Genomic DNA, 21984 nt, shown 5'->3' on the forward strand with positions numbered 1-21984 from the left:
GTCTGAACCCTACCGGCAGCCTTCAAGAAACCTCGTCGTCCACGCCTGTTCACCATATGTAGGGGACAGCTCATATTTTTTTACGACCCGCACAAATCTTGCCACATAGCCGCACTGGCCCGACGGCGGTAACCATTCATCTGGACCTCGATGTTGTTTGCTGCTGTTCAGGCTGTCCTCGACAGGCAATAGGTTAACCGGATCGTTGGCAAATTGTTCACGTTGTTCATCTGACCATTCCCAGGCTCCTCGCTCCCACGCAAAAGCAAGTGGAACCACATGATCGATCTCGATATTGGCGGCGTTCTGTATCACCTCCCCAGTAAACGGACTAATCCACCGGCCGGTGACCACCCGACACCGTTTATCATCTGCAAAGCGAACCGGTGTCGTCGAAGCCGAAATCAGTGCTTCGGCCCGGCTGTCCTGACAGTCGCGATCAGAATCATCCCACCCGTAACCAAAGGCTGATCGCCGATACTGACTCTGCTTCACTGAGGGCGCGTCAACGAGCTTCCTGCCCCCACCCAGTCGAACCCCTGCGGGTAGCTGCCCTCCGGCGTCCAAGCACGCCTGAAGGGTCTCGAAGGGCATGTAGTTTAAAGTCCTGTTGTACCAACTGCTCTGCGGCGGATGGCATAGGCCGCTGGTTGATTGTTTGACGATATTGGCAGCCACGGCACTGCTGGCGAAGCAGAGAACACCGAGGGTCATTAAGGGAGAAAAAAGGACAGTGATCTTCATGAATTAATCTGGTTTTAGAGCAGGAAATGTCTGCAGTAGCAGTTTGTTACCTTGGAACAACGAGTGCTGCCTATGACCATCTCTGAGTTACGTGATTTCGTTGTCTACGGGCACTTTTTCATGATGCTCAAACTGCAGCACGTCGCTGCTTACACCCTTAGCTGGACAGGCAAGTTTATTTAACCATTGATCACACGAACTCTATGCAGAGCGAACGCTTTCTTCAAGCGTTTAGTTGGAATCGGGGGTTTCTCAAGAGATTCGAAGAAAACCGCAAGATCTTCTGAGGCTAGATTTGTGCCCCCGCACTCTCGATATGGTAATTGAGTCTCGCAGGTCTGGGTTACTGAAGAGTATTCCTCTTTGTTTGCCTGACTGTTCAGTAAACCATTTTTTCGCTGTTTCATGTTCTTTTCTCCGCGAACGCTTTGCTGCTGTGAGGTCATCGCTCTGCCGTAACCCACGGCTCAGCAGAGGTCAGCCAGCCCCGCATGGCTTCCGCACGTTTCAATTGGCCAGACCGCTCCAACTCCAAAACCCAAGTAAGAATACGCTCGAAACTCACAGCGTCGTTAACATCAGAGGCTTGAACATTGGGAACCATCGCGTTGTCTTTTTCAATATGGCGGTAGAGCAGATCAAAGATGGCACGTTCATAACTGGCACAGTGGACTAGGTCGGTTTTGATACCGGCCAGCGCAAAGTATTCTGTCACATTCACAAGCTCGCGTTGCCCGAAGAAACAGGACGTGTCCGGATAATCCCTACCAGATAGAGTCCATTTGCTGTCGGATAGCGGAAGACTGTGCCAAAACGGTTTTGGTCTGCCCGGGTGGGGAATACATAGGGCAGCAAGCGCTGTAATATAGACCGGTCCCACTGTTCCTGATCTCCCGACGTCAGACAACGCCTCCACGATATTTTCACTTGCGCTCACAACGGTGTCGAACCACTAATTCGAAGCTAACATCATTGAAATGTCCGCAATATTGATAAGATTTCCTACTGTTGGCCCTTTTTGAACAACGTAATCGATCACATCCGGTGCAGAAACGCCTTGAGGAGCATTCTTTGGTACGGAAACAGGGCTACACCTGATTCAGGCGCGATCATAACCGAAATCCGCCCATCTCTGTGCTATTGGTCTTTGCCCGGGAATCCCAAGGATTGCCATTAACCTTTGAGGGATCAATAAAGGCGCTGAGAAATTCGATATCCACACGGACGAGTTCATTGCTTTCGGATGATGACATTTCCTGAAGACCCGTTATTAATAGGAACGGGAAGGCCGAAACGCAAAAAAATTCATCCCTGCCGAGCGTGCCTCATTGTAAATTTTACCCGGTAACCTAGTCGACCTATAATCCGCAGTAATGAAAGGATTTCGTAGTTTGACTTACTCATTCATCTGCTCGATTCCATCCTAACATTGAGATCAATGTAATCCGCGCGGCGGAGTAATCCGGTTGAATCTATTTGAGCAGCTGGGTGGCATTATTCGATAATTGCTACACCCCCAAAACTCCCCATAAGGCCCTTTTCGTTTCCTCATTGGAGCACCGCATTCTGAGCACACTGGCACCCACGTGCCACAAATCTGGTTAACACAGATTTTAAAACCGCCTATTTGCTTCATCGGCCCACCGCATGAGGGACAACCAGGATCCGTGTTTGTGCACAGCGGATAGTTAGAGCAGCCAAAGAAACTAGAGGAGCTACCCTGCCTGGGGACCATTGTCCCCGATCCGCAGACCGGACAAGAGAGTTCATCAGCATGCAGTTGGTTCAGATCTGTTCTGAACTCATCCAACTCCACCTGGTAGTTGTGGTTGATGAGTTCCTTGGGAAAATCTGATGCAACACTCATATCGGTGATCAGATAGACTCGATGTCGAGCGCGGGTCAACGCAACGTAAAAAAGCCGACGCTCCTCTGCGAACTTAAAAGGCTCCTCGGGTGCCAACAGAGCGTCCAACAACGGGTGTGTTTCTTTTGTCGACGGGAAACCGTGCCGTCCTACTTCCAGGCCCATCACGACAACATAGTCAGCTTCCTTGCCTTTTGACGCATGAAACGTCAGCCTTTCCATCTTCAGCTTTGGATACTTCCTCTGAAAATCTAGCAATACGACCTGATCAGGTAGCCGGAACCAAAACCGTCCGAGGATGTAAACCGTTGCCTTTTCACTGATCCTGTCTGAGATCGCTTGAAAGACCTCATCTAACTCAGCATATTGCTGCCGATCTTGCGGCTTTCTCCGCATAATCGAAACGGCGGGTTGGGAAACAACGGTGTGAGTTGTGAGACGCTTTTTTACTTGAGCAGGGTTCTTCATCACAAACTGTGAGGCGACATCACAAATCTGGTTGTTGAAACGGAAGGTCTTGTCCAGCGAGGTCGTCTTGGTTGGTCCAAACTCCTTCTGAAACCCCGTAGTGAGAGTTACGTCGCTACCCGTAAAACGGTAGATGGCCTGCCAATCATCGCCGACACAGAACACCGAGCAATTTTTTGTGCGATCCCGTAATGCCTTTACCAGTCTTGCTCGAGGCCGCGAAATATCCTGAAACTCGTCAACCATTATATAGCGCCACGATGGCTTAAAGCGTCCGGACTCGACATAGTCAATAGCTCTGCCGATCATGTCGTTGAAATCGATGCTCTGGTCCTCTTCGAGCAATGCTTCATATCGGTCGACAATTGGCTTTAGTAGATCCATCGCGGCATGGAACTGACCGGGATTCTCGACACGACTGGCTCTTTCCTTGACCTGTTCCCACGTCTCGTGACTGCCTTTAAATGCGCCTAGTAACTGACTAAGGAGCTGCGAGAATTCTGAAATTACTCCTTTCTCTTTAAGAGTTTCGAGAATCGCCTCAGCCGGTAAAGGATCGAACTTTACTCCGCGCGCAGTCAGCTTTTTCTCCAGCTCACTGATGAGGCACCCTTCCCTCTGTTCATAGGAGAACGTTTCCACAAGTGTCGTCTGATGTGTTCTATGAAGATCTCGCTTCCACTGGATACCTTCCTGATACTTAGCTGCATCAATGTAAGGGGCCGTACCGCCCTCGCGATCGATACCAAAATGTTCGATGTAGACGTCGTATTTAGGTAAATAAAAATCAGGTAGATAAGCACGAAAATCTACTGTTCGAGTGTCAGCGGCTTGGTATGGAGCCTCATACTGGTACTCGACACCCATTCGAAACAGCCAATTGGCAATGAAAGCCTCTTCAAGGCTTTTCACGTTCTCACTTTTCAGAGTGACAATGTTATTAGCCCGGATGTATTCGAAGTACTCCCCCTCAGACGAAAAATCAAAACCGTTTTTTGCTGGATACAAGTAAGTTGAGAAGTACTGGATTGCTTTCTCCTGGTACTCGGAGTCTTCCAACAGCTCTTTGAGCCAATTATCTACGGCTTTGGCGAGTGCGGCTTCGTCCTCTGCCAACGGGTGCATCTTGGGTTTCGCGCCTTCGACTTGGCCAATGATCGTTAAGCCTAGCGAGTGAAACGTTGCCGCTTTTACACTCGCTCCCGGTATTTTTTCAGCGATTCGCTCCTGCATTTCGTCAGCGGCTTTGCGCCCAAATGCCAGCATCAAAATATCGGCGTCTACCGCACGACGACTTTTCAGGAGGTAGGCTGCCCGCCCGATCATTGTGCTCGTTTTCCCAGTCCCAGCCCCCGCAAGCACCAGGTTATTATCCTCATCGATTACACAGGCCTCTCGCTGCTTGCCTGTTAGTGGATTCGACTCAACGGTGTCGAACAAGTCTTTAAATCGATCCAACTCTGCGGCTAGAAAATTATTTCTGATTTGCTCGATGAGAGCGGGATCTGACTCTGCCCATTGTTGAAGCTCTTCAAAAGGCTGAATTTTGTCTTTGGTCAGCTCAACATCGCTCGGAGGAAGGATTAATCGCTGTTTTTGCGAACTAGCAAACTGCGCAATTACTTGCGCTTGGCTGGTTCGAAGATAACCTGATTTATTTACCAATGAGGCAACTTGGGAGAGCGAGGCCTTTGCTCGCGCTCGGTGAACATCTATCAAGCGGCGGTATAGATGTTCGCGCAAATCCCGGCTCGTAGACTTGCCAAGCCAGGTAATGCTCTCGTTCCTTCCCTCTACAGTGAATTCGATGCGTGAGAAAAGCAGACCGCCTCGCCTAACTGGACCTGACGAAAACTGCTCCCACTTAATCAGCCGGCTCGACCCGCTCTTTTGGTCTAGAAAGAGACCTTTATCGGAAATGGTGCACTCTACTGGTGGAACAGCAAAAAGCCGAAGAAACCATGGCTGACGAAACACGCTCATTGAAAATCCCTTAATGACGTTCCTTTTGGCTGGAAAGCTTCCAGAGTCTGGTCGGTTTATTTGCCAGCCAACAGTTGAGTCAGACCATCATTGATTTCGCATTATAAATCAAGCAGATCCGATCTATTTTACCAGATTGGTCCTTTGTTGGTCGGCTTTTTCAAGATATAAGGCGTAGGCTCCTCAGTGCTGCCACTTAGAACCGGACCAATAGTCGACAACTAGCGGAATCCTTGATTGTTCGCCCAACGACTGACACTCTGCGATTCACTGGAAAATCTGACAAAACACCGACAAACGGAAAACTTCAATCATTACTGCAACCATAACGGGGATGTTTACACTATTTCGTGTTTACCGTTTCGAAGGGACAAAACTCATCCAACTTTGCACTCTTGTAGGAAAAGTCTCACCCCCTTTTCAGCCAAATACGCTTATCAGCGAACGCACAAACACAGACCATTAAATCGGGCCGTTTGATCAGGAAGATCGAGGCCCACAGCCGGCAAGGATGCCTGGCAAGCGCGACACCTGCAAAGTGGTGTGACTGGTCAGGGAGAGATCTGACACCATTTGCCTCCTAACGAATTCCGTAAACCGCGCACATGCCACCAGCACCGCCACCGTCTTGATCATTCTTTGGAAAGAGGACCTTTTCGCGACGAAGGGTTGCCGTTTAGGATAAGAAGCTGTCCGTGGACTTACCCCGATACGCATGACACACCCCAGCCTCAAACGGAGGCCATTTCAAAGGCCTCTGGGCTGACGCCACCCAGGTGGGTATGACGTCGGACACGGTTATTAAACACTTCGATGTAGTCGAACACATCCGCCGTGGCCAGGTCACGGGTTTTGTAGATCCCGAAAAACTGGCGACGCGGCAAAGAGAGCTTCTGCTTAAACGACTGGAGGTAGCTGTCAGAGAAAATGGACAGATGCTTGTGATCTCAGACTGCCACTACAGTCGCGCTGGCTTCTATGTAGTTTATGAGGAAATTGGCGAAGCTGGGCCAGGCTCTGTTGATATCGACCGGATTGTCGACGATTGGAGTATGCGTAACGGATGAAACCCTTAGGCGCCGTTCCTCCATCGGTCCGTTTCATAGGCTCGTTAATTCATACACTTGCAAAAAGTTACACATTTGTGGCAAATTCGGTCTCGATTTAATCAACTGTTCAAGGATGAACGTGTATGGCCCGCTTCTTTCTGGGGCTGTGTGTGTTGGTATGCATTTGCGCACCAGCTCATGCAGACACCCTTCGCATTGCTTCCTATAACGTCAAGTACCTCAGCGCCTGCGTCAATTACGCCCGTAAAGACGCACTTCAATCGACATTTGAATCTCTGAATGCCGACATCATTGCCCTTCAAGAAGTCCGTAATCGTCAGGCTTTGGAGTATTTTTTTGATACGAGTTCCTGGCACATAATCATTGACGATCAAAGTACCGATGACCAGAAACTTGCATTCGTTGTTCGAGAAGGCGTTGATTACCGACTCGCCTCCGGTAACCACTTGGATGCTGAAAAGTCAGACTTTCTATTTCCAGATTCTACGTTCTTTCCCGATGATCGAGATGTTTTGCGCCTATTCGTTAATGTTCCCGAACTGGATGGCGAGATTGAGATACTGAATCATCACGCCAAATCTCGCTACAACGGCAGGGTTTACTCCGAAACTCGCAGGATAGAGGCCTCAACGGAAATCGTCGATTACCTACGTGCCCAATCAGAAAGTCCCTACGCAATCGTTCTTGGAGACTTCAACGACAATCCGGATGATGCCTCAGTTAATACCCTCGAGATTGGCTATCTTGCGGACCGCAATTACGAAAACAACCCCGGCTCCTTCCTGGTCAATCTAGCAGAACCTTTGCTGATAGAAGACATCGTTAGCTATGGACTCAATTCTCGTAATGACAAGAATGGGGCTCTTGAACCGACCATTAGTGGCAGTAGAGATGACAATTATCTGAATTACAGCAATGAACACGAAGTTACCAAAGCCCTTTACGATCAAATTTTAGTCACCCCCAACCTTGCCGCCTCATCGCATCTCTCACGAATGGAGCTGATCAAGGATAGTGTGGCTGTCACGGGCAATAGCGACACCCGAGCATCGGACCATGCACCCATTTATGTCGACCTATTTAATATCGAGGGGAATTCCGATCCCCTAAAGATCACCGGGCTACTGCCCGACCCGAAAGGTAGCGATCACAACCGTGAGAAAATTCAGATCACATCCGATTTGGGGTATCGCTTTGATGATTCGGTAACACTGAGAGATGAGGCCGGAAACCGTTACGAGTTTCAGCTTCAGATTGCCAGCGGAACAAGTCAAAGCATTGTCCCAACATCGACACGATTCTCACTGAACAACGACGGCGATCGCGTTGACCTGCTTGTCGGTGAGGAAGTTATCGATACGTTCAACTATCAACTATCAGATGAAGGGAGGTGGATTACCAGAAACGAACAATAGTTGTACAAAGGGTTTGGAAACCCGGCACATAAGGAAAATGACTTAAATCGATTGGAAACGGAACTCCAACCATGAAGAAAATACTGATTCCTTTATTTTTGGCACTTGCCACGCTGTGCAGCGCTTTTGCTCACGCAATTTCATTGAACGATATGCAGTCTTGGAACCCAGACAAACTCTACAAACGTGGAGAACTGGTCAAGATTCGCTATGACATGTACATGAGCGTGCTCCCAACGAGGGGTGATCACCCCGAGCATCACCCCATCCGTTGGCGCAAGATCCAGTACGATAGATTCCGAAACTTTGAACCAAAGCGTCTCTACTTCCTCGGAAAGGTCGTCGAGCATGCGGGCCAGTACTATATTTCGCGGGGAATCAACGTCCCTTCAGGTTCTGACAGCCTCGAACGAACCCATCGATGGTTAGAGTTCACTCATCCTGGCTTGTTTTATGACATTCCAGATTATGATCAAGGCTCCGATCAGATGGATACGTTGGTGGGTATCGATAACAACCACAATGGCATTCGAGATGACTACGAAGAGGCCATTATCTTCGGCGGACTACCGGAATCGATGAAGCCCTACGCCCTGGCTGCCGGCAAGGCCTATGGCGGATTGATGAAATCGGCGACAGACGACTTCCAAGCCACACCAGCGAGCGCGCGCACTGTCCTTGAGAGACTGATGATCGCAGAAGCCTGCAAACGTGAAATGCAAGAACTCCACCAGGGCAAAACATGGCAGGAGACCTCGTATTTCAACACCCTCGATCGGATTGAAGCGAAATATAAACTTCAGAATATGTTGGTCAAAGTCATGGATGACCAAGAAGTCCCCTACCCCGAAGACGCTACGTGCAATGCGCTTTCCGCTCTATAAAAAGGATTTTGGATATGTTTATGAAGCGATTTTTTGCGGCCTCTGTGCTCACAGCCTGCTCTACAGGCGCTTTAGCGGCCTGCGAATCCAACGTCGACAAGGTTGAAGTTTTCTATATAAACGGCATGTTCACGGACTGGAGCAGCTACCGCGCTAACCTTCAGGCTATCGAAGAGTTTGTGCAGTCCTATCTTTTCGGTTGGGGTTTCTCGCCAACTGTGCATGGTGCCCACAATGAATCAGAAAATGCCATTAGCCAAGTCATTGAAGTGGCAAGGCAAAAATTTGAAGACGCCAACGCTTCAGCTCAGTTGGCAATCAAACAATTCCTGAATAACGATCCGGAGTACGTCAATACGCCAGAAGGCGTCACAGCAGTTCAGGAATTTCTGGCCGATATCAATTCTGCGTATACAACAATCCTGGCGGAAGCAGATACGGCTAATGGCAGAGCCGGTTTGGTTAGCTTATTGGACACATGCTCGCGAGTTGTCATGATCACCCATTCTCAGGGCAATTTTTATGGGAATGCCTTGTTCAACGACCTCTATGCAACATACGATTTTCCAAACGGCTACTCCTTAGCTCAATACCCCATGCTGGGTAATATGCAGATCGCGTCGCCGGTATATAACCCAGGGGGTGCTGCGGGTATTGTATATCCTGACTCAGTCGGTCACCTTACAAACGACAATGATCTGGTCATGGGCTTGGTTAGGGGAACCATCGGCGCTGTTGATTCGAACTACGATGCGTCGCGCAATCCAAATGACTTTAGCGGGCATGGCCTGGAGCAGTCCTATCTTAAGCAACCTGGGCAAGCTGCTCAGATTGCAGGAAGCATAGCTAATATCGCTTTCGGCTTCACACCTTATCCCTTACATGGACAACGAACAGCCTCATCCAGTGCCTTCGATGGATATGGATTCACTGAGATGAACGAGCTTCTGGATATTGAGTTTGGTAGCGGCGGTGTATATCGCTACAGCGATGTCCCCGAGTCTACGTTTAATGGCCTACTATCCGCCTCATCTAAGGGAGGGTATTTCAATGAGTATATCCGTGATCGCTTCAGTTACGAAAAGCTGGAGTAATCGCAGAAGGAATGCGCCTTTACGGCGCATTCCTCTCTCTTTCTTGATTGTGACCAGCTTCGGTCTTATCCCTAACCTTGCATTCTCTGCGTGGTTTTCGCCTGAGTTGGAGAGGTTCGAAGACTGCACGGTTGAGAAAACATTTTTGGCATCAACACTGAAGGAGCGCTCAATCACGTCGACTCTTTACGTTACCCGTATTCAAGAGGACCAGGAGTCCCAAACTGCAAAGCTTTTCAGAGAACGGGGTTTGGCGGGAGAGATTGCCTATCGCCCGGTGTACCCGAGCGATACTGAAATTGAGGACTCGCGAACAATGGTGCTGACCAGCGTTGTGTATCGACGAGAAGCAAGCTCCCTGGAGAAATTCTTCAGTGGCTCCGAAACCCAAGTGTATTTCGAGGTAAAGATGGATGGCGAAAGCTTCGCTCTGAATCTAAGCTCGTTCGAAAGACCCCCTTTTGAAGTCTGTATCTGACGTTCTCGACTACTTACCGATCGGTGAGCACGTCCTGAGCCCTACTTCGCGTATCTGTGCTGCCACCACAAACGTGCCGGGTTCTATGTGGTTTATGAGGAAATTGGAGAAGCCAGATCAGGCGCTGTAGATATCGATCGGATTATCGAGGACTGGAGTGACCGGGACAGGCGAAGGATGTCTGGTAAACCGGCGGCTTGCCACTAAATATTAACTGGCTTTCACTGGCAGAGGCTCTTGCGCTACGCGAACAGGCACACAAGGGTTCGGAGACAAAATAGTTCTTCACTTCCCTCGGACGCGCACCACCGTCGTAGAGGCTGTGCGCCGAGACTCCCAGTCGTTGCGATACTTCGGCGACGGTGCAGCCCCGCTCCAGCACTTGTCGGACCGCTTCATCTTCGAATTCCGGGGGATAACGTTGGCTGCTCATAACAGTTTCTCCTATGCTCTAATCATAGGCCAGGAGTGACTAGTGGACCGGGGGAAGTCCAATGGCTAGCGCCGTCAGAAACCGCAGAACAAAGCGCGGTTAAAAATGGGGGGATTACAATGCAACGTTATGTCCTGGGTATACTCGAGTTTATTGGACTTGCTGGAATCATCGGTCTAATTGCTTACATTAATTGGACCAAGATTGCCCTTGGGGCTGTGATGGCCGCCATTGGCGCTTTTTTCCCTGATTTTCGACGACTTGAAGTGGGCGAAGAACAAGAACATGGTGCCGCGAAGCTAATTATGCTTGGAGCAAAGTTTACAATTAATGGAACAGCACGGTTTGGGGTTGTACTCGTTGGAATAATTCTTGTAATTGGTGGCGCAACAGAAGGGGTAAATCCACGTGAAATTGAACAGGACATACGAATCAAGGTCCATAAACAGTTGGGAGGTTCTAGCCACATTAATCCGTTCGAACTTATGAGCGCTGAAGGCATACCAAACATGGAAGCATTTGACACTGACGTTAAATCTGTCATGCAGGCTTGTCGAAAAAATATTCAGTTAAAACGATATTTCGGTGCATCATTTTTTTTAGATGATGTATACAGGCTTTACTCGTTTGGCTGTGGTCTTGATGATGTTGAACCAAGCTTTAGAAGGAAACTAATAAGAGAAGATGCTAAATTAAGTTTCGGCTCAAATGAAAGAGAGAGTCAGTAATTGACCTGCACCCAGCTTTCTGTTCCAACCCATCGCAATTCGATAGTGCTTTTGCCCAGAGTCCGGCCCGCTTTTCACCTCTAGACAACTCTTGGAGGACTTGCTCATACAATTGCTCCTCTTGCAGTCTAGCCGCGGCAGATTTCCTTCTGAACTTTTCAAACAAATCAAACTCTCCTTTGCGACCTAACGAGACTGTAGAAAAACCCGATTCCGAGTCATTCCCAACGCCTGATTCCTGTCATTTTTATCGCGGCCATCAACTGGCAGATTCCCGTGATTTCGATGTTCAGCCATCCACTTCGGCCTTTTGGGGCCCCTGAAGCCGGCATTGCTGGTTTCCCTCAGGTACTTTTCCGGGACTTCCACTCTCGGCATTACGCCGCCATCCGCCCGTAATTCGCCAGCTTCTCAATATTGTGCACCAGGCAGTATAGCTGTCACTGGCCCTGCACCTTCTTCTTGCCCCGCAAGCTGAAGCGATTCAGGCCCTTATTCGTGCCAATGTTGCCGAACACCGGTTCCACCACCGACATGCGGTGACTGTAGATCTCTTTACCCTGCGGGCTGTCCACCCGGTGCTTCATCCAGTCGGTGTAGTTGGGTAGGCGCTTGTGCTCAAGGGTGAACGACACTTGTCGGCCTTTGCCTTTGCGATGGTCGGCGGCCTCTGGATTGTGCATGCACTGGTGCTTCTTTGGGCCGTGACGGCATTGCAGCAAACGACCCTGGAAGTAGGCTCGGCTCTGGCCATTCTGGTCTGCCCGGGTACCCTGGTACTTGAGGCGCTCGCCCGCCGGGCAAATACACGTCAGGTTCACCGGATCGAACTGGAATTCACGGGCCGGGATGATCTCTTTCCAGCCGGTGGTTGGCTGGTTCTGATGGCGTTTGCCGTATTTGTCTTTCTGGTTCTGGAACTTCGGGTCACGGCTGCGGAATTTGTTGTCCGGCACGTAGCCATTGATCTGCCGTTCGTGCAGGTAGTTCATGTTCGCTTCGTTGGCGAAGCCGGTGTCGGCGGTAACGATGGTGCCTTGCCGGTAGATGTTGTCGGCAATGCCCAATTTCCTGAAGCGGACTTCAACACTCTCCAGAACCGGTTGCAGGGTGTGGTGTTCCTGGCCTTCGCCAAAGGCCTGAGCATCGATGATGATCTGGTGTTTCCTGTCCACCGTGGCCACGCCGTTATAGCCCTGGATCGTGCCTTTGCTGGTGGTCATCTTGGCGCTTTCGTTATCGGTGAGGTTGCTCTTCACTTCCTTGTTCCGTTTCCCCCGGCCCATCCTTGGGCGGTTCGTCTTTAGGAAGCGGTCCACTTTCTTCGCGGCCTCATCCAGGGACAGGATGGTCTTGGCTCGTCGGATGTCCCGGTCCAGTTCAGCTTCAGTCTCTGCCTCGTCCCGCTCGTAATGGACCTTGAGGTGATGGCGAACCAGGCGTCTCAACTTGGTGCGCTTCTCGTCCAGTTCCTTGAAGGTACCGGACCATTCTTTGGCCGCATTCGATGACATCTTGCAGCCGTCGATGGCGAAGAGTTCGTTGCCCAGAAGACCCTGTTCATGGCACACCAGCAGCACTTGCTCGAACAACTCTTCAATCTCATCCGCGTGGCTGCTGACAAACTTGGCCAATGTGGTGAAGTGCGGAACTGTATCGCAGGACAGCGCCTTGAAGATGATGTTGGTCTCGCAGCACCACTGCATCTCGCGGCTGGAGGTGATTCCCTTGGAGTAGGCGAACAGAATGATCTTCAGGAGGATGGCCGGATCATAGGCTAGACGGCCGGTGTCTTCGTTGCGGTATTTGGGGTGGAATACCGACAGGTCCAGCTTGTGCTCAATCAGGTAGTGCACTGCGTGTTCGAAGGTGCCGGGCTGAAGCTGTTCCTGGTAATTGATCACGACCATAGCATCCTGGTCGTAGTTGTAATGCTTGAAGCGGGGCATCTGACCACTCCTTGTCCGTTTGCCTGATGCTATCAAAACCGAGGGGGATTTCGGGTTTTTTCTACAGCCTCAACGCGGAGCGAAGCGGCGCTGAGCGCCGTCCACTGAGTGCTGCTGTTGGGCGAGCAGGTCCATTAGTTATGTCGCTGCTGATACTGACAAAATACGCGTAAGGGTTCTGCGCTGCTCTTCCAATAGGAAAGAAAAGGTAATTTCTTTATCTAGATCCCTTAATGCAGCCTCGATCTGCGGCGTGCGCGCTGCCTCCTTTGCTGCTTCAATATTCCGTTTAACCTCCATAAATACGACATCCGCATCATTCGGCAATATAAGGTTAAGGATGCCCGTCTTAACGGCGAGTGAGCGGGCTATGTCGTAGTAAATATCAAAGCAATATGAGGTACGGAGCTCGGAATGCTCTAAAAGCGCGGCGGCTTCGCGCAGCTGGGCAAGTGAATCGATATCAAGCTCTGCCCGCAGCTGTCGCCCGATCGACTGCCGCTCGCTTTTCGGCGAGTCATTCCACTCTCTTGCCACAGTCTCGAGTGTGATGACCCCCAACACATGCAAAGGCGAGAGTCTATCGGCTACAGTTCGCAAATCGTCGCTGTTTGCGTCCCAGGCCTGCTTGAACGCATTCTTTGCGTCACGAAGGCGCTTAGTCCATTCTGGCTCTCGATCCTGTGGTGGGTTCTTGGACGCTTTTATTACTACCCGCGCTAGCTGATTCGCATTTCTGAGGCTAGCAGAATCGAATTCTTTGGCCTGTACTGCCTTCTCATAAGCAAGCAATAGGTAGTTGTTGTCCCAAGCATCCGATAGACGGAAACTTTGCGGCCGGGCTAAATTATAATAGAAGCGAGAGGCCATCCGAAGAACTTCTGATTTTTGAGCCAGCGTCGCTGTTTGGTAGGCACGCGTCACCAGAGAGTCTCCGACCTTCGCGATTTGCTCGAACTTTGTCTTGTCGGTATGCCCAAGCTGCGCCAAGTCGAGGTAGATTGCTGCCTTGTCGACGAGTGCATCCGTCAATAGCTCAGGATTTTGGATCTCTTCCGCAAAAACAATTGCCTCATTAGACCACGACTGTGCGTTTGTCTGCGTGGGGCTATCACTCTCTTCCAGTCGGTAGAGCCGCGTGAGATAGGCCAGGCCTGTGGCAGCGCGAACGGGGTCTAGTTGCTTTTTTGCGTGGAGTGAGGCTTCGCGCCACTTGGAACCGAAGGCAGTTCGAGCTACGGTCAGCTCAGTAGGAAGAGGGCTTCCCCAAGATACCGTCTTTGCAGCGCGCGCTGTCTCTGCTTCTTCGAGCCATCGCTCAAGCGCATCCCTCAGCGAAACATCGATGTTCGAGTTTTGGTTATCCGGGTTTGGTACCGTGCTCCTAGCTTCACGATACGCGGCGAATCCGAAACCAAGACACCCAACGAAGAATAGGGCTAATGAGCCGAACCTCCATACTTCGGGCGAGTGCCGAAAGAAGAGATACGCTACCGTCGCAAAAACAATGACCATGAGCGAGATCACGCCGCGGGAACTTCTGGCTGCCGCATTGATTATATCCGGGAGCCTATCTATGAGATGTTTCATCTGTCAATCCTTGAAGACTGGTAAAATTCCGCCAGCATACGACTCTAGCAGAGGCGCTGTTCCGCGCGTCGCTCTGACTTAACTTGATACATGATTTGAACACTCCATTGGTCGAAAAGCGAACGCTCACATATAAGCCAAGCTTGGGGAAATGTAATTGCCCATGCGCCGAGTTCCAGGGATGGTTATATTAGTTGCAGCCTGCCCAGTACCCTTACGGGGTATCAGACACCCCTGGAGTTTGCCTCCGCTCTCCGACTTGGGAAAACTGATTCAAAAGTAACGGACATTACTAGGGAGCAGTTGGATTAAAGACTGGGGCCAGGTCAAGGAGTGTCTAGTGGACCGGGGTAAGTCCGAAATTCCGGATATAATTTTACGCAGCCTTGCCACCAAGCAGCCCCAGAATTCCACCGATCCCCGCCTTCCAGCCGAAGTCACAAATAGCTTGAAAATTGGCTTGGTTTACCGGAACTTGACCTGGCTCGTTCGCGACGCTGCCAGCAAATGCCAATGTTGCTTGTCCTAAAAAGCTTAAAACAGTTAAACCTACCACCACCCAGAACACAATTTTAAAGTGCGCACTAATCTCCATTGGCCCCACCCTCTGCGACAGAGTCAACTATCGCTCCCTTCAGCCAGTTTTCACCATCATCATGAAGCGCATTTGTCAGGTCGGCTCCCGAAAGGTCGGCTCCTGAAAGGTCAGCTTTAAATAATTGAACCCCCCTCAAATTCGCTCCTTTTAAGCGTACGTTTTCCAAGTTAGCACTAGTAAGATTTGCTCCCTCAAAATCAGCATTCTCTAAATTTGCCCCCCTCAGGTCGGCCCCGCTCAAATTGAGACCGCGATAACTTCCCCCTTCGCGAAGCGTGACACGCCTCCCATTTACCATGGTTACAAACGAATCTTTGGTCGGAGAGGAAATGGTTTCGGCAAGTACAATTTTAGCTTTATCAAAGAGTTTCATGACACCTCCCGAATAAAAACACTGAATTTCACCGATGACGTCAAAAGCCGCGGAAAAAGAACTTTTACCAAAAACAAAAGCCAGAATCGGTTGAGCCATACTGGCATTTTGGTTTTGCTTTATACTCGAGCAAATACCTGCTAATGACAAAATAAAATATAGTTCAGCCTTAGGAAATGAACAAGAGGGCCAGTACTCGACCTCGGAATTGGCAAACCCCGGACTTTCTAGAGGACTGATAGCTAAATTAAATCCTGCTTTTGACGTCCTCCAGGGACATTCTACTATTGCGAACCGATTAAAAAACATCTTTAAAGATAAGTTACCAAGCCCAGGCCTATTGGAAGTAGGATGTTTCGAATCCAAGAAAAAATACGCCATCCACGATTTGACCGTAAACTAGAATGATGATTGTTTTCGGCGGATATCCCATCCGCCGCCGCAGTATGTTTCTATGCCTTTTTTTAGATACTAAAGAATTGAAATGCTTTTTGGACTTCAAGATAACCGATTTTTTTACACCTGGAAAAACCATCTCCAACTATCCCGCTTTTCCCATCTAGAGGGGATAGAATCATCTGATAAGTAATTAGCTTCCTTGTGAAATAGTACCCAACGATTTTCCACCACGTCATTTCATGCTTCTTATACCGCTCACCAAATATTAGTTTCAATTCTTATTAAATTGCAACGCCACTACCCGTCCAAATCTTGAACACAGCGCCATTCTCGAGAAGACCCGATTAGCTTTCCTTAAGTGATGAGCGCAATCCGATCGATCAAGGTCAATCCTTCAAACGATGAACGATGAGTCGTATGATTCCGTCGTTGTTTTCATACCTTGCCCAGATATCATTTGCAAAGGTATACAGGTATCCCGGGTGTTTCACTTCTAGAGGTTTTTTGCCCCGCGTATGCTCAGTCAAGTCAATGTATTGGTGCTTCTCTGGTGAGCCGTCATGGGCCACGACCTTATCTTTGTCAGTACCATTATCATTAGCAATACAGCCCACCATTCGGAACCAGTCTACATTTTCGCATCGTTTGGTAAACGCGAAATCGGCCTTTTCGTCATTAGTAACTGTCTTCCAGACCGATTCCAACTTTCCGAATAAGCCTGCGGCCCATCGAATACCATCTCCGAAAGTGTGCTGGTCATTTTCTGTTCCTTTCCAATCACAAACGTCTTTACCGTCCATCCATAATCCAGAGCCTTCGAAGTAATATTTCCCTTTTCGGAGATAGATTCCGGTGTCGTTCCAACGTTGCTCGGCGAAAACGTCCACCGGTTCCGACGATTCTCCGGGTGCCAGTTCGACCGCGTGACGATAAGACGGAAATTTCGGGCAAACCATCTCTTGTCGAAGGAAAACGGCGTCCGAGACGCTGACAGTCGATTTAGTTGGGGTAGAAGGTTTCGCCAGAAACGGAACATTACGCGGGCGAGAAGGAAGCAAGGCAAATAGGCCTTTAAAGGAGTTATGGATCTCGCCAAGGGGGTCGTAGCATTCCTTTACTGAGTCCAGAGCGCCCTCTTTGAACACCAGTCCCTTTTTCTGAGCTTGTTCCATCATCCACAACAGGGTTCCTGATGACAGCGAGTCATCAGAATACCCGCCTCCGATGTCGCTGTGGACCCCAGGGAACCAGGACTCCAGTATATCCGGATGTTTGGGATAAGCTCTGGTGCTCCGTGTATTCGACCAGTGGGTAACGGTAAAGCAGGCGCGCATTTCATCAAGACCCATTGCGTGCCGACCGGTTTCGACATGGTAGCCAAGATTCCTGTCATGAAACTCCCAGCGTTCCTTTTTTTCAAGAAGCATATCGACCAGTTCAAGGTCATCTGGGATTCCCAGCGACCCGACGGTGTCCCAAACCCCGACAAATTTGACCTTGATCGCTCGTTCTGGGAGGCGGATGGGCACTTGGCTATCGCCCCAGTCGCTGGGGTCAAAAAGCTTGACCCCTTTTATCCCATTCCACGGATCATCCGACCGATCTTTATAAACCTTTTCGTAGCACATCTTTAACGTCTTTCTCACCTTATCGACGGACATTGTTCGGAAATCGATAAGGCCCTTTCCCAAGTAACCGGCCAGACAGCGCGCAACAAAGGCCCCCCGACTGAAACCTACAATGTAGATTTCATCACCTGGTTCATAATTGAGACCAAGCCAGAGAAAGGCGTCATTGACCTTTTCATCCAAGCCAATGCCTAATGCACCGCCTAGTTTTCGGTCCACCAATCCATCTGTTCCGACACCCGGCTGGTAGTATCGTCTCTGCTCAATACCATCACCGTCGCGCCTGGTCAGCAGGTTATAGAACTTAAAAACGTTCGTGGGAGAGGTAACCCCGTTGTCTTCCATGTCTGGGGTATTCCAGGTGCCATCGCAGCACAGGATGAGTCGTTTCATGATTCCCTCACGCAGTTAGTTAATGGCGGGGGTCACCGAAACCTATACAGCGTGATTAGGTAAATCTCAGCTCTATTCCCTGACCTGAAATCTGCATCTTGAAAAATTACCAGTAAAACCAGCTAAGCAAAGCATGCAGGAATGCGCAAGAATTTATTGAGTGAGGTAAGCAACGATGACCTGTTCCTCCTCAGCTAAACCGCTTTCTGCTTAGGTAGGGCCATCTTGGTCGCAAAGCGAACATTTCGGTCTGTCGACAAATGTCTGTTCAACGACCCCAGTTTGACGCCCCAGGTGTCTTAATAAGTAGGGACCGTCCAGTTCTCCTCGGTTACCGCGTAATGCAGTTTCACCAGTTGTTCCTTGGATGTCAGATGAGAACATGGTGAGTTCATTGCCAACTCATTTGTTCATGTTTTAACCGAATTAGGGGCCAACGACATCGAAGGCGAGTCTCTGCAACCTCTTGACCGCGTATTGCCTCACGGACGTGGGATGATAATGGCACATCAGCCCCTGAACTCCGGCGCGTAAAAATGCGAGTACGAACGCTGCATCATCGATTTGACCTGTGGCTGTTCTGGCGAGGTAGGCCATTAATTTGTCCCTTAAAAAATGTCGGTATCGCTTGCCGTCGCTAAAGTTAGGCGGATAAATAACAGTGGGTTGTGAGTTTGTCACGACCGATTCCGTTGGCGGCTGCAAAACATCAGTCACTGCAACAACAGTTTTTACGTAATGGATCTGCCCGGTCTCGACGAGTAAATCAACGGATACATCGACCAATGATTTGAATGCCAGAACCAGCGAATTTGTATCACTGAGGGTGTCCGGCAGCCTGGCACTTGCTGCCTCTTTCGATACGAACTCGCGCAGCTGATCTGATAGGTTTTCGATTAACACGCCGTCGACCGGCTCATTCGTGCTCAACGTAATTTCTCGCTATATATCTCGATTGCGTCAGCCATTTATTTTTTGATGCTCTTCGCTTCGTTAACTCGTGTTGCCCACTTTGCTAGGAGTTTGGGGTGCGCCTCCAGTTCTTTCCGCATAAAAGCATCTAGGTGGTTTATGAAATCGTCCTTCTCACCTCGATAAAGGATTGCCCCTTCAAATGGGAATTCCTTCTTAACTTTTTCTGAGAAAGACGATTGCGACAAAAGATCGTCAAATTTGGGCGATTTCAGGTTTTCCTCAGACTTTTGATCTTTGCTCGCAGCTTGAACCTGAGTACCTTCAAGGCTGCACTTGATGTTCGACAGTGAGTTGCTGAGGGCCGAGTAGTGTTTCAGTTCCTTTTTGAGCGCATTTCTCTCGGGCCGGTTTTTTTGAACCCAGATCTCGTATGCATCACGTGTCAGCTCCAGGCGCACGTCAGCTGCGGTCCTCTTGCTTTCAGCTATCCATCGATCATGTCGACGCTTTTTGTTCCCGCTGACTTCATCAAAAACTGTTTCGGTTAACGCTGCCGCGAAGTCAAATAAACGCATGAGCATTTCCTTGTGTCAGGTCCTTTACAGTGATCGCCATCGATCGGCGATCACTGCATCCTGTAGCCTATTGAGCCTTGAGTTTCGTTTTGACGTTGCTGAGCGTGTCATCCACTTGAGCGAGTTCAGTAGCATCAAAGCCAGTTTTCGCGTCAGCGTACAAGCGTTCTATGTGCTTCTCTGCTTCTGTAGTCAGACCTTCAACCGCTTTTGAAAAAGCAATTTCGGTATTGTCCCAGTAAGCCCCAATATCACGGGCGACCTTGGAGGCTATACCTTCATCCTTTAGCTCTTTTACGACCGTCCTCGCCATGGATTTCGACCAGCTGGAGAAAAGACGATACACCACAAGGCCCAGAAGCGCTGAAATTGCTACACCCCATACCAGAGGCCCACCGGTAGCTCCTACAAGCCAGGGTAATGTAGTTGGGGTGGCAATAATGCCCAGCGAGGTAAGCACGCCCCCAGCTTTACCAACCAAGATATAGGCACCTAAGTTAGAAGTAATGGTAGACACGTAAGCTCCCATTGCTCCGAACGCTGCCAGCCCTGACATGCCTCCGATGAAGGCAGACTGCCCGTCGAAAGAACTCAACAAGGCTGATCGGTTTGTATCAAACTCAAACTCGTTGTCTGCCACGTTTGCATAAGTTCCGGGTACGAGGGCGGTGAACTCATTCACCAGAGCCTCGGTTTCTTTGGCGAAGAGTTTGCTTGAGGTGTTCATGATGCGGTTTGTTTTAGCCTGAAAATACTGACCAATCGCTACAGAAACGCCAGCTTTTGCTGCGTCTTTGTCGTCAAAACGCTCTTCGATAAAACGAGTGACAAACGACTCAGAAGTGATTTCCTTCACAACGTCCGAAACCTGATCGATCGTGTCGTTCTTGTAGGCCTTAATGGATGCCTTCTGATCCTCAAACTTATCTAAAACGCGAGCATTGTCTCTACGAAATCGCGCTTCCATTTGCTGGACCTCCGAGAGTCGTTCGTCGGCGCTGCGCTTCCGGTCATTATTCTCGTATTGAGCCAAGTCCACTTGAGCCAGCAGTTGTTTTTTGATGGCGTGAGTCTTGTTCTGGCGAATAGCATCAAGATTCTCTGTAACATTCGTTACTAACTCCTGAAAGCGATCCTTGAACCTCTGTACGTGCTCTTTATTACCATCCCAGAACGGAATGATGCGTTGCTCCCAATCTTCAGCCGTTGGCCGTTTATACCCTTCCACGGCTGCTTCCAGATCCTCGTAAAGAGAATGACTTAGCGCTCTGTCGAGATGGATTGATGCACGTTTTCTTCCGTCCAAGAAGCTCTCAAGAGAATCAACTCCCGCCGCCTGAGTAGCCAAGATCGTCAAATTTTGAATCGGGTTTGACGGATCAAGTGGGGCATTTCCTGGGGCGCGAAGAATGTTGGCAAAGAATTCGGTTTCACCGGCATCCCGCAGAAATTTAGTGACGCTCGAGGTATAGAGAAACCCGTCTGCCAGATGCATCGCTTCATAGGCTTTCTGAACATCGAGACTGTCAACCTCCTCACCACTTTCTTTCCGAATATAGTCGGGGTCAAACAATTGGCCAGGCGTGTCCAGTAGCGAGACATTCTCCAGTGCAGGAGCATCCACATAGACAATGGCTAGATAGGCTTCGGGGAAAGGAATGCTATCGTTCTCATCTCGCGCAGCGAATTTTTTGAGTATAGAGTAATCCCCCGTATCAAGCACAAAGCTCTCATGATCACCTTCTAATTTGTTCAGATTGAAAGTGGTTGACCCATCAAAGTATCTGACTACAGATACGTTCTCGTCCTCTCCCAGCGAGGGGTGCTTCAATTTTGAGTGCCGAAAAAGGGTGCAGGCCGCGGTCATTGGCTGAAAGCCTTCTGGGGCGATCTGCTGCGCCAACACCATATTTGTTATATGGGACTTACCGGAGTCGCTCGGTCCAACGATGCCAATGATCGGTTCATTGGAGCCAGCCTGTAAGTCTTTTTTCGCCTGCTCAAATTTCTCGATCAACGCTGTTTGCTGTACATGCTCGGGAAGCGCCTTAAGTTCATCTACACTCTTATCAATTGACTCGAGTAGTTCTGAGACCTCTTTTTCTACTTCGGAATTCGACATCTCATTCTCTCCTTGAAATAGGGATTCTGGTTTTGAGGCGATCTTCATGTACTCTTCTAGGTTTGCACCAATAGCGCGGATGTAATCCTGCACAACGTTCAGTGGGTATTCAGTTGGATTCGCTTCAACGCGTGAAGCCATCTTCTGACTCGTGACCAATGAGCAGCGCTCAATGGCCGCTTGTTGAGAGAGTCCCGCTCTCTTCCGAGTTGCGACCAAGTACTCACTCAGTTCCTGATTTTTCGATTCTGAGGACATTTTTTACTCGCTATGCGACT

Annotated in this window: 16 protein-coding genes and 3 pseudogenes; 5 read left to right on the forward strand and 14 right to left on the reverse strand. The window is 49.6% G+C overall.

Annotation, left to right across the window (positions count from 1 at the left end; all coding sequences use genetic code 11):
* Nucleotides 1–9: 9 nt before the first annotated feature.
* From MARHY_RS08950 to MARHY_RS18735, 5 genes and pseudogenes are all read right to left on the reverse strand, one after another.
* The gene (locus MARHY_RS08950; RefSeq protein ID WP_041654709.1) at nt 10–744 is read right to left on the reverse strand and encodes an HNH endonuclease family protein; all 735 of its coding nucleotides are present in this window, start codon (nt 742–744) and stop codon (nt 10–12) included.
* A 179-nt stretch (nt 745–923) separates the two neighbouring features.
* Nucleotides 924–1151, reverse strand: a complete 228-nt coding sequence (locus MARHY_RS18810) for a type II toxin-antitoxin system TacA family antitoxin (protein WP_162132552.1) — start codon at nt 1149–1151, stop codon at nt 924–926.
* 35 nt (nt 1152–1186) lie between these two features.
* The gene (locus MARHY_RS08960; RefSeq protein ID WP_226374437.1) at nt 1187–1681 is read right to left on the reverse strand and encodes a hypothetical protein; all 495 of its coding nucleotides are present in this window, start codon (nt 1679–1681) and stop codon (nt 1187–1189) included.
* Nucleotides 1682–2179: 498 nt separating this feature from the next.
* A complete protein-coding gene (locus MARHY_RS08965) occupies nt 2180–5062 on the reverse strand; it encodes a UvrD-helicase domain-containing protein (protein ID WP_014421510.1) in 2883 nt (960 codons plus the stop codon).
* A 731-nt stretch (nt 5063–5793) separates the two neighbouring features.
* Nucleotides 5794–5922 (reverse strand): annotated as a pseudogene (locus MARHY_RS18735) (IS3 family transposase); the annotation flags it as partial.
* Between the two features lie 332 nt (nt 5923–6254).
* On the opposite strand from MARHY_RS18735, the gene MARHY_RS08975 reads away from it, so the two are divergent.
* The 4 genes from MARHY_RS08975 to MARHY_RS08995 all read left to right on the forward strand — a co-directional run bounded on the left by MARHY_RS08975 (nt 6255) and on the right by MARHY_RS08995 (nt 10003).
* The gene (locus MARHY_RS08975) at nt 6255–7547 is read left to right on the forward strand and encodes an endonuclease/exonuclease/phosphatase family protein (protein ID WP_014421513.1); all 1293 of its coding nucleotides are present in this window, start codon (nt 6255–6257) and stop codon (nt 7545–7547) included.
* A gap of 71 nt (nt 7548–7618) precedes the next feature.
* Complete coding sequence (locus tag MARHY_RS08980; protein WP_041654714.1) at nt 7619–8431, forward strand: hypothetical protein; 813 nt, start codon at nt 7619–7621, stop codon at nt 8429–8431.
* Nucleotides 8432–8445: 14 nt separating this feature from the next.
* Entirely contained in the window at nt 8446–9525 is a 1080-nt protein-coding gene (locus MARHY_RS18875) for a KTSC domain-containing protein (protein WP_050999005.1), read from the forward strand.
* A complete protein-coding gene (locus MARHY_RS08995; RefSeq protein WP_158011882.1) occupies nt 9482–10003 on the forward strand; it encodes a hypothetical protein in 522 nt (173 codons plus the stop codon). Before MARHY_RS18875 ends, MARHY_RS08995 begins: the two co-directional genes overlap by 44 nt.
* 313 nt (nt 10004–10316) lie before the next feature.
* Here MARHY_RS08995 and MARHY_RS18530 read toward each other — a convergent pair.
* A pseudogene (locus MARHY_RS18530) lies at nt 10317–10436 on the reverse strand (transposase); the annotation flags it as partial.
* A 119-nt stretch (nt 10437–10555) separates the two neighbouring features.
* Here MARHY_RS18530 and MARHY_RS09000 point away from each other — a divergent pair.
* Nucleotides 10556–11164, forward strand: coding sequence for a hypothetical protein (locus MARHY_RS09000; RefSeq protein WP_041654715.1), 609 nt, complete (start codon nt 10556–10558; stop codon nt 11162–11164).
* A gap of 377 nt (nt 11165–11541) precedes the next feature.
* On the opposite strand, the pseudogene MARHY_RS09005 reads toward MARHY_RS09000, so the two are convergent.
* The 8 genes and pseudogenes from MARHY_RS09005 to MARHY_RS09040 form a co-directional block, all read right to left on the reverse strand.
* Nucleotides 11542–13113: pseudogene (locus MARHY_RS09005) on the reverse strand (transposase).
* Nucleotides 13114–13251: 138 nt separating this feature from the next.
* The gene (locus MARHY_RS09010; protein WP_014421521.1) at nt 13252–14703 is read right to left on the reverse strand and encodes a hypothetical protein; all 1452 of its coding nucleotides are present in this window, start codon (nt 14701–14703) and stop codon (nt 13252–13254) included.
* A 376-nt stretch (nt 14704–15079) separates the two neighbouring features.
* Nucleotides 15080–15298: a hypothetical protein gene (locus MARHY_RS09015; RefSeq protein ID WP_014421522.1), complete on the reverse strand. Its 219-nt coding sequence runs from the start codon at nt 15296–15298 to the stop codon at nt 15080–15082.
* Nucleotides 15288–16055 (reverse strand): pentapeptide repeat-containing protein, encoded by a 768-nt coding sequence (locus tag MARHY_RS18880; protein WP_197535993.1) that lies wholly within the window; start codon nt 16053–16055, stop codon nt 15288–15290. Before MARHY_RS18880 ends, MARHY_RS09015 begins: the two co-directional genes overlap by 11 nt.
* 404 nt (nt 16056–16459) lie before the next feature.
* A complete protein-coding gene (locus tag MARHY_RS09025) occupies nt 16460–18094 on the reverse strand; it encodes a T6SS phospholipase effector Tle1-like catalytic domain-containing protein (RefSeq protein ID WP_041654716.1) in 1635 nt (544 codons plus the stop codon).
* 426 nt (nt 18095–18520) lie between these two features.
* On the reverse strand, nt 18521–19024 hold the full coding sequence (locus tag MARHY_RS09030; RefSeq protein WP_014421527.1) for a hypothetical protein: 504 nt from the start codon (nt 19022–19024) through the stop codon (nt 18521–18523).
* 38 nt (nt 19025–19062) lie between these two features.
* Nucleotides 19063–19584, reverse strand: a complete 522-nt coding sequence (locus MARHY_RS09035) for a hypothetical protein (RefSeq protein ID WP_014421528.1) — start codon at nt 19582–19584, stop codon at nt 19063–19065.
* A gap of 67 nt (nt 19585–19651) precedes the next feature.
* Nucleotides 19652–21847: a dynamin family protein gene (locus MARHY_RS09040; protein ID WP_158011883.1), complete on the reverse strand. Its 2196-nt coding sequence runs from the start codon at nt 21845–21847 to the stop codon at nt 19652–19654.
* Nucleotides 21848–21984 lie beyond the last annotated feature (137 nt).

Source organism: Marinobacter nauticus ATCC 49840 (assembly GCF_000284615.1).
Classification (GTDB): Bacteria; Pseudomonadota; Gammaproteobacteria; order Pseudomonadales; family Oleiphilaceae; genus Marinobacter; species Marinobacter nauticus.